This is a genomic window from Rhodococcus sp. T7, assembly GCF_009872365.1.
Taxonomy (GTDB): Bacteria; Actinomycetota; Actinomycetes; order Mycobacteriales; family Mycobacteriaceae; genus Rhodococcus_F.
Genome location: NZ_WXYH01000054.1, coordinates 1 through 15,207, shown reverse-complemented (window position 1 = coordinate 15,207; position 15,207 = coordinate 1). Strand labels below are relative to the sequence as shown.

General features: G+C 65.9%; 12 protein-coding genes and 5 pseudogenes. 5 read left to right on the top strand and 12 right to left on the bottom strand.

All coding sequences use genetic code 11. The annotated features are described in order from the left end of the window. Nucleotides 1–22: 22 nt before the first annotated feature. The 8 genes and pseudogenes from MLGJGCBP_RS53695 to MLGJGCBP_RS07675 all read right to left on the bottom strand — a co-directional run. Nucleotides 23–244 (bottom strand): annotated as a pseudogene (locus tag MLGJGCBP_RS53695) (hypothetical protein); the annotation flags it as partial. A 567-nt stretch (nucleotides 245–811) separates the two neighbouring features. Further along, a pseudogene (locus tag MLGJGCBP_RS07705) lies at nucleotides 812–1,055 on the bottom strand (transposase); the annotation flags it as partial. A gap of 402 nt (nucleotides 1,056–1,457) precedes the next feature. Further along, nucleotides 1,458–2,441, bottom strand: coding sequence for a sugar ABC transporter substrate-binding protein (locus MLGJGCBP_RS07700; RefSeq protein WP_160094656.1), 984 nt, complete (start codon nucleotides 2,439–2,441; stop codon nucleotides 1,458–1,460). After that, nucleotides 2,438–3,562, bottom strand: a complete 1,125-nt coding sequence (locus MLGJGCBP_RS07695) for an ABC transporter permease (protein ID WP_160094655.1) — start codon at nucleotides 3,560–3,562, stop codon at nucleotides 2,438–2,440. Before MLGJGCBP_RS07695 ends, MLGJGCBP_RS07700 begins: the two co-directional genes overlap by 4 nt. Next, nucleotides 3,549–5,042: a sugar ABC transporter ATP-binding protein gene (locus MLGJGCBP_RS07690; protein ID WP_236580966.1), complete on the bottom strand. Its 1,494-nt coding sequence runs from the start codon at nucleotides 5,040–5,042 to the stop codon at nucleotides 3,549–3,551. The genes MLGJGCBP_RS07695 and MLGJGCBP_RS07690 overlap by 14 nt, the downstream gene beginning before the upstream one ends. After that, nucleotides 5,039–5,896, bottom strand: a complete 858-nt coding sequence (locus tag MLGJGCBP_RS07685; protein ID WP_160094654.1) for a sugar phosphate isomerase/epimerase family protein — start codon at nucleotides 5,894–5,896, stop codon at nucleotides 5,039–5,041. The genes MLGJGCBP_RS07690 and MLGJGCBP_RS07685 overlap by 4 nt, the downstream gene beginning before the upstream one ends. Next, the gene (locus tag MLGJGCBP_RS07680) at nucleotides 5,889–6,740 is read right to left on the bottom strand and encodes a sugar phosphate isomerase/epimerase family protein (RefSeq protein ID WP_160094653.1); all 852 of its coding nucleotides are present in this window, start codon (nucleotides 6,738–6,740) and stop codon (nucleotides 5,889–5,891) included. The genes MLGJGCBP_RS07685 and MLGJGCBP_RS07680 overlap by 8 nt, the downstream gene beginning before the upstream one ends. Before the next feature lie 112 nt (nucleotides 6,741–6,852). Beyond that, nucleotides 6,853–8,109 carry an ROK family transcriptional regulator gene (locus MLGJGCBP_RS07675; protein WP_160094652.1) on the bottom strand — a complete coding sequence of 419 codons (1,257 nt, stop codon included), beginning with the start codon at nucleotides 8,107–8,109 and terminating at the stop codon, nucleotides 6,853–6,855. Between the two features lie 107 nt (nucleotides 8,110–8,216). Between MLGJGCBP_RS07675 and MLGJGCBP_RS07670 the strand changes: the two genes are divergently transcribed. The 5 genes and pseudogenes from MLGJGCBP_RS07670 to MLGJGCBP_RS07650 form a co-directional block, all read left to right on the top strand. Further along, nucleotides 8,217–9,308: a Gfo/Idh/MocA family protein gene (locus MLGJGCBP_RS07670; RefSeq protein ID WP_160094651.1), complete on the top strand. Its 1,092-nt coding sequence runs from the start codon at nucleotides 8,217–8,219 to the stop codon at nucleotides 9,306–9,308. A 40-nt stretch (nucleotides 9,309–9,348) separates the two neighbouring features. Beyond that, entirely contained in the window at nucleotides 9,349–10,356 is a 1,008-nt protein-coding gene (locus MLGJGCBP_RS07665) for a sugar phosphate isomerase/epimerase family protein (protein WP_160094650.1), read from the top strand. Between the two features lie 94 nt (nucleotides 10,357–10,450). Next, on the top strand, nucleotides 10,451–11,497 hold the full coding sequence (locus MLGJGCBP_RS07660; RefSeq protein ID WP_160094649.1) for a Gfo/Idh/MocA family protein: 1,047 nt from the start codon (nucleotides 10,451–10,453) through the stop codon (nucleotides 11,495–11,497). 458 nt (nucleotides 11,498–11,955) lie between these two features. Next, nucleotides 11,956–12,390, top strand: coding sequence for a WhiB family transcriptional regulator (locus tag MLGJGCBP_RS07655; RefSeq protein ID WP_160094648.1), 435 nt, complete (start codon nucleotides 11,956–11,958; stop codon nucleotides 12,388–12,390). Between the two features lie 68 nt (nucleotides 12,391–12,458). Then, nucleotides 12,459–12,991: pseudogene (locus tag MLGJGCBP_RS07650) on the top strand (phosphate signaling complex PhoU family protein); the annotation flags it as partial. A 16-nt stretch (nucleotides 12,992–13,007) separates the two neighbouring features. Here MLGJGCBP_RS07650 and MLGJGCBP_RS51515 read toward each other — a convergent pair. The 4 genes and pseudogenes from MLGJGCBP_RS51515 to MLGJGCBP_RS50380 all read right to left on the bottom strand — a co-directional run. Continuing rightward, nucleotides 13,008–13,221: pseudogene (locus MLGJGCBP_RS51515) on the bottom strand (gas vesicle protein GvpG). 21 nt (nucleotides 13,222–13,242) lie between these two features. Further along, the gene (locus MLGJGCBP_RS07640) at nucleotides 13,243–14,022 is read right to left on the bottom strand and encodes a GvpL/GvpF family gas vesicle protein (RefSeq protein ID WP_160094647.1); all 780 of its coding nucleotides are present in this window, start codon (nucleotides 14,020–14,022) and stop codon (nucleotides 13,243–13,245) included. Then, on the bottom strand, nucleotides 14,019–14,402 hold the full coding sequence (gvpJ, locus tag MLGJGCBP_RS07635) for a gas vesicle protein GvpJ (protein ID WP_087558728.1): 384 nt from the start codon (nucleotides 14,400–14,402) through the stop codon (nucleotides 14,019–14,021). Before gvpJ ends, MLGJGCBP_RS07640 begins: the two co-directional genes overlap by 4 nt. Continuing rightward, nucleotides 14,399–15,207 (bottom strand): annotated as a pseudogene (locus MLGJGCBP_RS50380) (SRPBCC family protein); the annotation flags it as partial. The pseudogene MLGJGCBP_RS50380 and the gene gvpJ, both read right to left, overlap by 4 nt.

Below are 15,207 nucleotides of genomic sequence, written 5' to 3'. Positions count from 1 at the left end.
ACACCAGCCTTGACTGCCTGACTCACCGACGAGGCATCACGCGACGACGTTGTACACCACCTCCAGGGACTTGACCCGAGCGTCTCGCGGAACTTGCGTGCCACCGATTCCACTCCTCAGCTCTCCGGTAAGGACCAGACGTCGAGATCCTCGACCGTCTGCAGCAGGTGGGGAGCGATCGACAGAGCCGGTCGATCCGCCACACCACCAAGGTGTCGCCTTCTGTCAGGTAAGAGTGCATATCGTTGAGCTGGGGCCTTGAAGTTTTCGCGCCGCTCGCGGTGTCTGTCCACGCACGCGAACAGCCGGCAGGCTGAGAGCATCCCTCTGCGAATCCGCGGTCTGCTCGGCGGTCGAGACCCTCGCGTAGCCCGAAGGTTCATTCACGAGCCAGGAGTGCCAGCCGATTTGGCGACGCATCCTCCCGTAGTTCAGTGGAATTATAATGAGCAGTACGTTGTGGACTATGTCGAGGCCATCAAACGTGACTGCGTTAATACTTTTCCGACCTCCCGAAACTCAAGATCGAGTCGCAGGTTACGGATTTTCTTACCGCCTCTGCAATTTCCTCACACTTCGGCGATCAATGGTATGAGAAGAATTTTGAATCCGAGAATAAGAATGACCAGACGCGGGGATATTTTTAGCCTAAACCAGAGAGTGAGATACAATCCGCTTTCACTGTTCATAGGAAACGAGAACTCGCGCGCCGGATACATCAACTTCAATCCTTTGAGTGGTTTCCACTTGTTCGCGAACATGTTCGGACAACACAACTGTCAAGCGCCTCGTTCGAGCTAGAGCGTGTCTGCTATTTGCGGACGCGGTGATGAATTACGAAGGCGGCGAGGAGTACGCCACCGAGATAGGTGGTGGCGTACTTGTCGTAGCGAGTGGCGATTCCACGCCACTGCTTGAGACGCCCGAAACCACGCTCGACGGTGTTGCGTTCGCGGTACCGGTCCTTGTCGAATGCCGGCGGTCGACCACCGTCCGGCCCCTTGGCCTTGCGACGAAAGGATCTGGTCACTGCGTTCGGGGATGGTGTGCGAGATAAGTAGCCCGTCTGCTCCACGAGCGGGTCTCCAACTGAAAGCGCCCCGAGAACCCAGGGCGCTTTCAGTTCGCTGTCACATCGCTTGAAGATCCTCAGGGCAGTCCAGGGCATCCTTCGTGATCGACGGATGCCACCCACTGACCTCTCGAAGCTCCCAGTACCCAGCAAATGTCGGGACTGGGTGCTGACGGCGCAACAACGACGGATGATCACCGAGCACGCGATCGTGGTGGACCTGACCAGTGCATTGCACGCGCGGGGTCCGTCCGAGCGATCAGTGTGACTTCGACGTCGCTGCGGCGCAGTGCTTGTGGGAGAGCAGGCCTCCGAAGCCGAGGCCCGAGGCTGAGGCCGACGGCGGGGCGGTGGTGCGTGCGTTTCCGGTGATGGTTCCTCCGTTTCATGGCTGGAACTTGTTGCCCCAGAGGTTGGGGTCGTCGACGTTCGCCCGTGTGATGAGCTTCGGCTCGGTGAGCTGCTGCTTCGGTACCTGCTTGCCGTCGAGAATCTCGATGAGCGTGCGCAACGCCAGCGCTCCCATGGTGTAGGGGTCCTGATCCATCGTTGCGTCCTGTGACCCGTCGCGGACGCGTTGTAGCGCGAGCGGTGTGCCGTCGACGCCGACGAGTGGAATGTGACCTGGCTGCCCGACGACCGCGCCGCGGCCGACCTGCTTCTCCCCGGAGACGATGCCGCGGACCATCTCGTCGTTGTGACTGAACATTCCGCTGATCGAGGGGTTCGCGGTGAGGTTGTCCACCGTCAGTGACAGGGCTTGGGTGGCTGTCCACTCCGAGTCCCGGCCGATCACTGAGATACCGGGCGACTGCCCGATACCCTCAGTGAAGCCGTCGCCGCGTCGGATCGCGTGGTACGCGCCCTTGGCTCCTTGGTACTCGAGGACTGTTCCAGTGCCGTTCATCAGCGAGGCCAGGTACTCTGCGGCCATTCGTCCCGCACCGACGTTGTCGTATGCGACCGATGCGTTCACCTCTGCGCCGGCGACCACGGAGTCGACCGTCACGACGGGGGTATGGGCGGCATTGATCTTCTGAACACCCGGAACGAGCTCTTCGGAGTTGTTGGGGCTCAGCAGGATACCGTCGACGCCTCGAGCCAGTTGATCCTCGATTTGTTGGGTCTGTTTGGCGGAGTCCTCTCGCGCATCGAGTACGACGACGTCGACACCGAGTCTCGCCGCTTCTGCTTTGATGCCGTCGTTGAGGGCGACCATGAACTCGAATCCCTGACTGTAGAGCAGGACCGCGATCTTCTTCTGTCCCGCCTCGGCTGGGCCCCCGGTGAGCATTCCGCCGCAGCCGCTGAGGGCCAGGGCCAGGGCGGTGACCGCGACGACGAGGCGCAGTCGGACCGAAGTACTCATCGGCGTGGTCCTTCCGTTGCGTCTGCGGAGGGACCGGTGGGCGCAAGCTCCGGTGCCGGGTCGTTGTCGGGCGATGTGCCGGTGGGCGGCGGGATCGCGGCCTTGCGGGACAATCCGCGCTGCAGGTAGCGGGAGCGGTAGACGTCGAGCGCCGCGGCGGCGAAAATGACGACGCCCTGGACGATCTGGTCGTACGAGGACGGCACGCCGAGGAGGTTGACGGCGTTGGAGACCATGGAGATCAACAGAACACCGAGCATCGTGCCGCGGATGTTGCCCTGACCTCCGAAGAGGCTCGTTCCGCCGATAACGACTGCGGCGATCACCGTCAGTTCGATTCCGTCGCCCGCCCGGGGGGAGCCCGAGGCCAGGCGGCCGGTCAACATGATGCCGGCGACGGCGGCGGTGACACCGCAGATGGCGTATGCCGCAAGTTTGACCCGGGCCACTCGGATTCCGGCCAGGAGTGCGGCTTCGGGGTTGCCGCCGACCGCGTAGATCGAGCGGCCATACGTGGTGCGGGTGAGCAAGGAGTGCGCGATTACCGCCAGGAGGAGGACCGCGGGGATCATCACGGGTATGCCCAGAATCTTGGCGTTCACCGCGTCCTGCAGCATCTGCGGTACCGGGGTGATGTTGCTGCCCCTGGAATAGGCGAACGCCGCACCGGTGGTGGCGGAAAGCGTCGCCAGCGTAGCGATCAGCGGGGAGATGCCGAGTTTGGTGACCATCGCACCATTGATCAGGCCGACCACCAGGCCGACTGCGAGCCCGACCAGGATCCCGATGATCGGGGGCCACCCGTAACGGACGACCGCTCCCATCGACAGAACCGACGTCAGTCCGGCGGTGGCGCCGACGGAGAGGTCGATCCCGGAGGTGAGGATGACGAAGGTCATGCCGATCGCGAAGACGCCGAGAATGGTCGATTGGTACAGGAGGTTGACGAGGTTGGCCGGAGTCAGGAAGTCGGCGCTGAGAAGGTGCAGAAGGAGGCCGAAGGCGAGGATCACCACCAGCAGCCCTTGCCCGCTGACCAGCCGCCCCAGGGAGGACAGCGAGATCCGTCGATCATCGCTGTCGGCGGGGGCTGTGCTGCGGCTTTCACTATGCAGCTGCATGGGACATCACCGTTTCTTTTGTTGCTTGTGTCTTGTCGAGGTTCGCCACGATCCGGCCCGCTCTCATGACGGCGACGCGGTCGGACAGCTCCAGGAGCTCGGGGAGCTCGCTGGAGATGAGCAGCACCGCGGCGCCGGATCGGGCGAGCTGCTCGATGAGCCGGTGGATCTCGGCTTTCGCTCCTACATCGATCCCTTTGGTGGGCTCGTCGAGGATCAGGACTTTGGGTTTGCGGGCCAGCCATCGTCCGAGAATGGCCTTTTGCTGGTTGCCGCCGGACAGTGACCGGATCGGTGTCTCCGTGCTGGGGGTCTTGACGCCGAGTTCGGTGATGTAGCGCGAGACCACGGCGTTTTCGGCTTTGTGGTTGAGGACACCGCGCGAACTGATGAGGTCCAGCAGGCTCAGTGTGATGTTCTCCCGCACCGAGAGGCCGGGAATGATCGCCTGGAGCTTGCGCTCTTCCGGCACGAGGGCGATGCCGGCGCGGATGCCGTCCACCGGGCTGCGCAACTGCAGCGGCTGGTCGGCCATGCGCACCTCGCCGGCATCGATGGGATCTGCACCGAAGATGCACCGCGCCACTTCACTACGTCCCGCCCCGATCAAACCGGCAAGACCGACGACCTCGCCGGCGTGCAGGGTGAGATCGACGTCGGCGAACGCACCCGCCCGCGACAGCCCGGAGACGGTGAGCACCGCCTCCCCGCGTTCGTGCGGCACGTGCTGATACATCTCCACGTGTTGGCCCACCATCAACTGGACCACCGCACGCGCATCGAGCTCTGCCGCGGGAATCGATGACGCCACGGTCGCGCCGTCACGGATCACCGTGATGCGGTCGGCGAGGGTGAAGACCTCTTCGAGCTTGTGTGAGACGTAGAGGATCGCCAGGCCCCGGGCCCGGAGCCGTTGGACCAGCCCGAAGAGCAGGTCCACATCATGGTCGGCCAGCGCGGTGGTGGGTTCGTCCATGATGACCACCCGTGCGTCCTGGGCGACGGCGCGGGCGATCTCGACGAGCTGACCGTCCGCGGCGGACAGTTGTCCCGCCGGCGTGTTCGGCCGGACGTGGGGGGCGACCTGTGCCAGTGCCGCCTCGGCGTCGTCCCTGATCCGGCGCGGCGAAATGACGCCGCGCCGGGCCTTCCAGTCCCCGAGCATGATGTTTTCCGCGACCGTCATGTTCGGCACCAGGTTGTGCTCCTGGTGGATGGTGGCGATGCCGGCGGCCCGGGCGGCCGCCGTGTTCGCTGCCATGACCTCACCGTCGACGTGGACGGCGCCCTCGTCGGGAACGTGGAAGCCGGACAGGGTCTTGATCAGGGTCGACTTGCCGGCCCCGTTTTCGCCGACGAGGCAGTGCACCTCGCCGGCGTACAGGCCGAAATCCATCCCCGACAAGGCCACGACACCGGGGAACCGCTTCACCAGGCCCCGCGCCTCGACTACGGGTGTCCGGCTTCGCTCGGCAGTCACGACGAGAGCTCTTTACGGAGGAATGCGAGCCCTTCGCGCGCAAGCGCATCCATCGAGGGGGCCACCGGACGCCAGAGGGACACCGCGCGGGCGATCTCGGCCACCGTGGGAAGGAATGACTCGACGACGATCGACCCGCGATAGTCGATCTCGCGTAGGGCGTCGAAGGTCTCGTGCCACGGAACGTGCCCGCTGCCCGGGGTTCCCCGGTCGTTCTCCGAGACCTGGAAGTGGAACACCTTCTCACCCGCTGCGCGGATGGCCTGGCCGATGCTCTTTTCCTCGATGTTCATGTGGAAGGTGTCGAGCATCAGGCCGACGTTCTCCCGGTCGATGAGCTCGCACAGCTCGAGGCCTTGGTCCACCGTGTTGACGAGGTCGGTCTCGAAGCGGTTGAGGGGTTCGATCGCGAGGGTGACGCCCCGTGCTGCCGCGTAATCCGCGACTTCGCGCAGGCTTTCGGCGGCCCAGTTCCGCTGCTGTGCACGCTCATCGGGTGGTAGCAGGCGCGCCTTGCCGGTGGCGGAGTACATCGGTCCGGCGACGTGCGGCGAGCCTACGGCGGCGGCCACGTCGATGCAGTGCTCGAGGTACTCGATGCCGGCGCGCCTGTTGGCCGGCGATTCGTGGGAGACATCGCGGTCGGGCCCGAATGCCCCGCAGATCGAGATCGGGAGACCGGTGCGTTGCGATGCTTCGGCGAGAACTTCGGCGCTCAGCGCGGCGGGGTCCTCGATGCAGACTTCGAAGAGGTCGTAGCCCATGTCGGCGACGTGGTCGAACAACGACATGTCGGCGTCGGTGAACGGCGAGGCGAGGATGAAGGAACTGAGTCCCAGCGTGAGGTCAGGCATCGGGCCACAGCTCCTTTTCGACGGCCTTCATGTGGTTGATGGCCTTCTCGGTGTACTCGTCGAGGAATTCCTGGCTGCCGCCGTTGGCCAACATCGAGAAGGGATCGTTGGAAGCAGGCAGCAGCTCGAACGCCAGGTATCCGGAGTAGTCGAGTTCGGCGAGAGCCCGGAGGGTTGGACGGAAGTCGAGGTGTCCCGCCCCCGGTGCCGCCCGGTTGGTGTCGGCGACGTGGACGTGGTTGAGGGCCGTTCCGGCGCGGAGAAAGGCGCCGGGAATCGAGTCCTCTTCGATGTTCATGTGGAACATGTCGCCGTGCACGCCGGCGTTCTTCAGGCCGGTCGCCTCCAACAGCTCCACCGCCTGATCGAGTCGGTTGAGGAAGTAGGTTTCGTAGCGATTCCAGGGCTCGAGGGTGATGTTCACGCCGACCGATGCGGCGTACTCACCGACGGCCCGCACGTTCTCGACGGCCCACCCCCACTCCTCGTCCTTGCCGGCCAGCGCGGCGGTCTTCCCGACCGGTGACGGGCCGACGATGATCGTCGGTGCGCCGACGCCGGCCGCGAAGTCGGCGACCGACTTGCCGTAGTCGACGGCCTTCTGCCGGTTCGCCGCGCTCGGGTTGACCAGGTCGCGCTCTTCACCGAACCAGATGCTGCAGATCGAGCTGACCTCGATTCCGGCGTCGCTGGTCAGCTTGTTGATCTCGTTGACGTCGTGGGTTTCCGGCTCACCGACGAGTTCGATGGCGTCGTATCCGAAACGGGCAACGCGGTCGATGCCTTTGGCGATCTCTTCCTGGTAGTAGACGATCGCGTTGTAGGAGTACTTGAACCGAGACATCTGTGGTCCTTCTTTCGTGTGTTCTTGTGGGCTGGTTTGGGTACGTCGAACTAGACCCACGACATGGAGGCCGTCGTGGCGCCGGATTTTTGGGCGGGGTGCTGCCGAGAGGCTAGGGGACCCCGGGGACCTCGTTCCTGTCCTGTCTCGCACGGCCCACCGGGGACGTTCCGGCGGCGAGGGCGGCGTCGACCGCTTTTGCCGACAGGACTTCGGACAGGACGAGTTCGGTGGCGCCGACGATGCCGGCGTCGGCGCCGAGTCTTCCGTGAACGATGCGCAGGTGCCGGGTGGCCAGGACGGTGGAGCGGCGGTAGACGACCTCTCGGACGCCCGCGTACAGCTCGTCCCCGGCGTCGGCCAACGCCCCCGACAGCACGATCAGCGACGGATTCAAGATGTTGACGGTCGTGGCGACGACTTCGCCGAGATCTCGTCCGGCCTGCCGCACAAGCCGATTCGCGTCGGAATGCCCGGCGCTGACCATCGTGGCCGCATCCCGGACGGTCACGGCCTCATGCCCCAATTCGCGCAGCTGCCGCAGAATCGCCGCTCCGCCGGCCACCGCCTCCACGCACCCGGAGTTACCGCACCGACAGGGCACATCCGCGGCCCGCCCCACCGGAACGTGGCCGAGGTCGCCGGCGGCGCCCTTGCCGCCGCGCTGCAGCTGACGGCCGGCGATGATTCCGGAGCCGATACCGCTACCGACCTTGATCAGCAGGAAATCGTCTACCTCGTCGGCGAAGTGCATCGCGTATTCGCCGATCGCCATGATGTTGACGTCGTTGTCCAGGTACGCCGGCGCGTCGTAGTGCCGACGCAGGTAGTCCGTAACGGAGAATTCGTTCCAGCCGGGCATGATCGGCGGATTGACCGCTCGTCCCGTGTCGACCTCCACCGGGCCGGGGACACCGACCCCCACACCGCACACGTCGGCGGCGGTGAATCCCAGCTGCGTGAGCGAGGCGTCGAAGTCCTGGATCAGCTGATCCAGCACGACCAGCGGGCCGTCGGCGATATCGATGTCCCGGGTCTGCGCCAGGAGCGGGGTTCCGGCCAGATCGGCAATCGACCACCGGCAGTGGGTGACCCCCAGATCGGCGGCCAACACGACCCCGGCGCTCGCACACAGGCTCAGGGTGGTCCCGCGCCGGCCGCCCGTGGACGGCGCGTCCCCGCCCTCGACGACCAGGCCGGCGTCGATCAACTGGTCGATCCGCTGGGCGATCGTCGAGCGCGCGACCCCGGTCAGGCGCGCCATTTCCGCCCGGGTCGCCGCCCCCTGGCGCCGCCTGATGTGTTCGAGCAAGCCGCCCGCTGAGGCGCTGTCGATCGAGTTGCCCTGTGGGCGCCACGACGTGTTCATGGATCTGAGTAAATACGGCCAAAGCTGTTGTGTCAATGATCACGTTCCGACTATGTTGGTTCGAGACGACACAAACTTTGATCGAAAAACAACAAAAGTGGGTGGATATGACCGGGCTAGGGATAGCAGTAATCGGGACGGGGATGATCGGGCGGCTGCATGTCCGCTCGGCGCGTTCGGCGGGAGCCACCCTGATCGGGGTCGGCGCCTCCGACACCGAGCGCGGGGCGCGTGCGGCGGCCGAACTCGGCGCCGGGCGGGTATATGCCCGTCCCGAGGCTGTGGCCGACGATCCGGACGTGGATGTGGTGCACATCTGCACACCGAACGCGCTGCACGCTCCGTATGCGCGGGCGGCCTTGTCCGCCGGCAAGCACGTGGTGTGTGAGAAGCCGTTGGGACTCGACCTCGCCGAGGCTCGGGAGCTGTACGAGCTGGCCGCTGAGATGGGGTCGGTCGCGACGGTTCCCTTCGCCTACCGCTTCTATCCCACCGTCCGCGAGGCCCGGGCGCGGGTGGCGGACGGGCGGCTCGGGGACGTGCGGCTCATCCACGGCAGCTACTTGCAGGACTGGCTCAGCGCCCCCGACGCCCACAACTGGCGGGTCGACGCACACAGCAACGGCCGTTCCCGGGCCTTCGCCGACATCGGCTCGCACTGGTGTGACCTGGTCGAGTTCGTCACCGGTGACCGGATCGTCTCGGTCTCGGCGGTGCTGTCGGCCTGGCATCCCCGCGCCAACGGTGTCGAGCAGATCGATCCGGCTGCTCCCTCGACCGAGGACGTCGCGGTGGTGATGTTCGTGACCGAGACCGGGGCCACCGGCTCCGTCGTGGTCAGCCAGGTCTCACCCGGACGGAAGAACCGGCTCTGGTTCGAACTCGACGGAACCGACGCCTCCACCGTGTTCGACCAGGAAAACCCTGAGACCCTGTGGCTCGGCCGCAAGGACTCGGCGACCGTGCTACACCGCGGACAAGACCCCCGGTCGCAGGCCGCCGCCGCCCTCGACGTCGTGCCCGTCGGCCATCCCCAAGGATTCACCGACTGCTTCGCGCTGTTCGTCGCGCACACCTATGCCGCAATCGCAGGGAATACACCGGACGGACTGCCCACCTTCGCCGACGGCCTGCGATCCGCCCACATCGTGGACGCGGTCCTCCGCTCCGCGAGCACCGGCGGCTTCGTCAAGGTCTGAACACGCCATCCGCACCCCCGATACACCAAGGAGCCCCCAAATGCCTCGTCCCTACACCCTGTTCACCGGCCAATGGGCCGACCTACCGTTCGAGGAGGTCTGTCGCCTCGCCGCCAAGTGGGGCTACGACGGACTCGAAATCGCCTGCTGGGGAGACCACTTCGATGTCTGGCGAGCCATCGAGGAGGACGACTACGTCGAAGGCCGGCTCGAGATCCTGCGCCAGCACGGCCTGCAGGTATGGGCGCTGTCGAACCACCTCAAGGGCCAAGCGGTCTGTGACGACCCCATCGACGAACGCCACCGCGACATCCTCTCGCCCCGCATCTGGGGGGACGGCGATCCCGAAGGCGTGCGACAGCGAGCGGCCGAGGAGATGAAGATGACCGCGCGCGCTGCCGCCAAGCTCGGAGTCTCGACGGTCGTCGGCTTCACCGGCTCGAAGATCTGGAAGACCGTCGCCATGTTCCCGCCCGCCTCCCAGGCCATGATCGACGACGGCTACCAAGATTTCGCGGACAGATGGAACCCCATCCTCGACGTGTTCGACGAGGTCGGGGTGCGATTCGCCCACGAGGTCCATCCGTCCGAAATCGCCTACGACTACTGGACCACCGTCCGAGCGATCGAGGCCATCGGCCACCGCCCGGCGTTCGGACTGAACTGGGATCCCAGCCACTTCGTGTGGCAGGACCTCGACCCCGTCGGCTTCCTCCTCGACTTCCGGGACCGGATCTATCACGTGGACTGCAAGGACGCCAAGCGCAGGACCGGCAACGGCCGCAACGGCCGACTGTCGTCACACCTGCCCTGGGGAGATCTGCGGCGCGGCTGGGACTTCGTCTCCACCGGCCGCGGCGACGTCCCCTGGGAAGACTGCTTCCGCGCCCTGAACCAAATCAACTACCAAGGCCCCATCTCGGTCGAATGGGAGGACGCAGGAATGGATCGGCTCCTCGGCGCCCCCGAAGCCCTGACCTTCCTCCGCCAATTCGGATACGAGCAACCCAAGGCCAGCTTCGACGCCGCATTCGGCACCGACACCTAACTCTCACCTCGCACGCACCACGCACAGCCAGACGTCCGCCCGGAGAACCTCCCCGAGCGGACCCGCACCCACGAACGACATCAGAAGGACTCCCATGCGAATCGCTCAGATAGGCGTCGGCAATTGGGGCGCCGGCTGGATCCATCAGATCCAGCGCAACACCGATTGGACCCTGGCGACGGTGATCGACAGCAACGAATCCCGCGCCCGCCAGGTCGCCGCAGACGTCGGGCTCACCGCTGCAGACGCATTCCCCAGCCTCAAGGCGATGATCGAGGCACAGATCGAGGTCGATGCCGTACTCGTCGCCGTCCCACCGGTCGCGCACACCGAAGTGACCGTCGAAGCCCTCGAGGCCGGATACCACTGCCTGATCGAAAAGCCCCTCGCCGACACCCTCGACGACGCCCGGACCATCGTCGCCGCAGCCGACAAGGCGCAGCGATCGGCGATGGTCTCGCAGAACTACCGCTTCAAACGAGCCGCTCGCACCGTTCGACGACTGATCAGCGAGGGGGTGGTGGGCGACGTCGAGTCGGTCAACATCGTCTTCAAGAAGGACCCCCCATTCGACGGTTTCCGCCTCGAAATGGACGAGCCATTGTTGATGGACATGTCGATCCACCATCTCGACCTGCTTCGCGCCGTGGTCCCGGCTTTCGAACCCGCCCGAGTCCGCGCGACGTCATGGAACCCGACCTGGTCCCGGTTCGACGGAAATGCATGCGCCACAGTGGAAATAGAGTCCCGATCCGGCGCCCGGGCCATCTACACCGGCAGCTGGGCCTCGCGCAGCTCACATACCACCTGGGATGGCAGCTGGGACATCGAAGGCACCGCCGGGGCACTGACCTGGGCCGACAACGAGGTGATCGCCCGTCCGGCGTCGGTCTTCGATACCGTCTTCCTCCCCGGCGCCCTCGAACAGCACGGCTCATTACGCGTAGACCTCGATCCGTCGACGCAGGAGGAACGCCAAGGAGTACTGGCGGAATTCGCAGCAGCAATCCACGAGGGACGGCGACCAGAGACCGACGCTCACGACAACTTGTGGAGCCTGGCACTGGTCGAGGCCGCCGTCCGATCCGCCTCACACGGCGGCTCACTGGTGGACGTCGAACAGCTCGTCCACAGCGGCTAGAACAAACCGCATTCCGGAGCACCCGCATGCACCTTCGCCCGTCCCCGTCCCCGTCCCCGAGAGGTGACGGGGCGGGCCAAGACGGACCTGGCGTCACGGCCGGAATACTGCACTTCGGCACCGACCAGCACCGCGCCTTCGACCAAGACGTCGACGCGAGTCGACGTAAGCATCCAACAAGACCGACGAGGCACTGGTCGATTGCGGAAGTGCGGGATTGGGGCAGTGCCGTGGGAGCAGTGGCAGCTGGAGCGCCGTGACATGACCACCGCCGCTGTTGGGTTCGCCCACGCAGACCGGACGTTTTGGAGCCGAGCGGGTGGGACAGGGTGTCATGCCAGCGGTGGAACGGAGTTGGACATGCGACCGGGTGTGGCCAGGCCTGGTTCTCCCCATACCTCACAAACAGGATCTTCGGTTTCGTTACCGGAAACGAGGCGTAACCGATACCCGTCACCATGGAAAAGCTTCCCGAACGTGGGGATCCGTCTCGACGGCTCCCCACATTCGGGAAGGAAGGAACCGCAGTGCTGCCCGTAGGACCCTCATCGCCGCCCACCGAGGAGATCACCCCCCGCGACCGGGACTGGCGGGAGGACGCCGCGTGCCGCGGTATCGAATCGTCGGTGTTCTTCTCCCCCGACAGCGAGCGCGGGACCGCCCGGGCCCGCCGCGAATCCCACGCCAAACAGATCTGCGAGGGGTGCGCGGTTCTCGTGCAGTGCCGCGATCACGCGTTGAGCACCGGCGAGCCGTACGGCGTCTGGGGCGGCATGACCGAAACCGACCGCCGACGGCACGCCCGCCGGCTGGGTCGCGGCGAGCACCGGCCCCTCCCGCCGCGGCACCCTCGACCGACCTCCGCCGGCACCGGGGACGCGGCCTCTTGGTAACCAGCAGCCCTCCCGATAACTACGCGGGACGAGCGCGAAGCCCCGGCGGAGTGCACGATGCTGATGCGATGCGGGTAAAGTTTCACGACCAACTCGACGACCTGACCGACCGGCTCGTGTCGATGTGCCACCTGGCCGGGGAGGCCATCGAGAAGGCAACCGACGCCCTCGTCCGGGTCGGCCTTCCGCTGGCCGAGCGGGTGTTCGACCTCAACCAGCAGATCGAGCAGTTACACGGTCCGTGTGAGGAGCAGGCGATGGCCTTGCTGGCGTTGCAGGCCCCGGTCGCCGGGACCTGCGCCAGATCGTCACCGGGGTGCATCTGGTGTCGGATCTGAGCCCGGTGGGCGGGCTGGCGCAACATGTCGCCGAGAGTGTGCGCCGTCGGCACCCGGACCACGTCACCTCCGGGGAGGCGGAGGAACTGCTCACCCTGATGGGGCGGGTGGCGGGCGAGCTGGCCCGAGTCGCCGAACAGGTGCTCCGCAAGCGTGATCCCGAGCTGGCCGCCGACCTCGGGCGGCGCGACGACGGGCTCGACGACCTGCACCGACGACTGCTCACCCCGATCCAAGACCCGTCCTGGACCGGAAGCATCCCGTTGCCGGCCGTGCGGGTCAGGGGCTGGATCCGCCACCGCCCGTCATCTGGTCGAGGATCGTCTGCTGCGCTTGCCTTTTCCTCCTCCTCGGTGATCTCATCGCGTTCCCGGGCCTCCTCGAGGGCCCGACGGGCGCGAGCCGGATCGTGCAGCTCCTGCTCCACCTGCCGCTGGATCAACTCCGCCAGCGAGATCACCCCCTCGACCGGTTGCAGCGGCAAGGTGACGATGAACGAAGCAGACCCATGCCTTCAGCCCTGCCCCTCCTGCTTCGGGGTGACCACGAAGTCGTACACCGCCTGCGGTCCGAGCAGCTTCATCTCCACCCGCCCGTCCCAGTTCTGGGCCAGCTCACCGAGCACCCGTTCGAGCTCGTCCTGCTGCTCGACGTCGACGAGAATCGCCACCTGCACGGCCTCCTCTTCATGCGTGGGTTCGCGCACGTTCACCGAAGCAGCGAGATAGTCGAGCGCCTCGACGACCCTGCGGGTGTCCCGATCCCGCTTGGCGGCGATCGCGTTGCTCACCAGTTCCCCCAAGACCATCCGCGCCTGACGGCCCGCGTCTTCGGACTTGTCACGGATCTCCTCGCGCAGCGCCGCCGCCTGCTCGTCCTCGTCGAGGATCTCCCGCAGAATCGCCTTCTCCACGTACCGCCCCTTCACGATGTACTGAGCCTTGCCCTCCAATTGCTCGAGAGCAGTACCGAACTCGTCCGCGTGCGCAGAGAGCAGTTCCTCCTGCACAGCGCCGACGTCACTGAGCACCGCACCGAACCGCAGCGGCAGCACCGGCGCCACCCCGGCCACCCCGTCCAACAGGTCCGCATGCGCCCGCAGGTCCCCGGGTGCGCCGAGCGCCCGATCCACCGACAGTCCGCTTACCAGGGCGGCAATGTCACCCTGCGTGACCACCTCCACGATGCCGTCCGCAACCCCGGTCGCATCCTCGGGGACCTCGATGCCAGCCGGAACTATGCCGTAGACGTATACACCAGTGGTCTGCTTCGTCTGCTCCGAGGTGGCCGTCACCGGTCACCTCGCGTCGATTTGCGCGACACCCGTTCTCGCTCCGGTTCTTCCTCTTCCTCCCCGCCCCCGAAGAGGCCGCCGAGCTTGTCCCCCGCCGCTTCGAGCGCACCCTTCGTCTTGTGCTTGGCACCGCCCTCGGTGGCGCCCGAGACGATCTCGGACAGCCCCTTCGGCTCGCTGCCGATCTCGAGCCGGTTCACCGCCTCCGCGAACCGCAGGTAGGTATCCACGCTCGCGACGACAACCCGGGCGTCGATGGTCAGCAATTCGATGCCGACCAGCGAGACCCGCACGTACGCGTCGATCACGAGGCCCTTGTCCAAGATGGTGTCGATGACGTCGGCGAGACTACTCGAGCTGGGTCCACCCGCCGTGGTCATGCGCGTGCTCCCGTCCTACGCCGCGGCGTTGCCTTCTTCGCGGCAGCCTTTTTCGCGGGGGTCTTCTTTGCTGCGGCCTTTTTCGCGGGGGCCTTCTTCGCCGGGGTTTTCTTTGCTGCAACCTTTTTCGCGGGGGCCTTCTTCGCGGGGGTCTTCTTTGCTGCGGCCTTCCGGGGACGACGCCGCCGCGGCTCGGGCTCCTCCTCAGCCTCCGCGGTGTCCTCCTCAGGCTCCTCCTCGTACTCGCCGGACTCGTCCTCCGACTCCTCCTCAGGTTCCTCGTCAGGCTCCTCCTCGTACTCGCCGGACTCGTCCTCCGACTCCTCGTCCTCGTACTCGCCGGACTCGTCTTCCGGCTCCTCCTCAGGCTCCTCCTCCGGCTCCTCGTCCTCGTACTCGCCGGTCTCGTCCTCCGGTTCCTCTTCGGGTTCTTCGTCCTCGTACTCGCTGGTCTCGTCCTCCGGTTCCTCTTCGGGTTCTTCGTCCTCGTACTCGCCGGTCTCCTCCTCCGGCTCCTCCTCGTACTCGCCGGACTCGTCGTCCTGGTCCTGCAGCTCTTCGTCTTCGGCCGCCTCCTCGTCGGACTGGTCCTGCTCATCGGTGGCGTCGGGGTCGGCTGTGTCGCCGTCGTCCGGTTCCTCGTTGTAGTCCTCGGACTCCTCGGGTTCGACCACCTTGCCGTCCCGGATCTCCCCGCGCCATCCCTCTATCTCGTCAGGATGGAGTACGGACTGGGTCATGACGTGGCGTCCGAAGTGCTTCAGCTCCAAGCGCGCTCGCCGACCCTGTGCACGCCACAGATTGC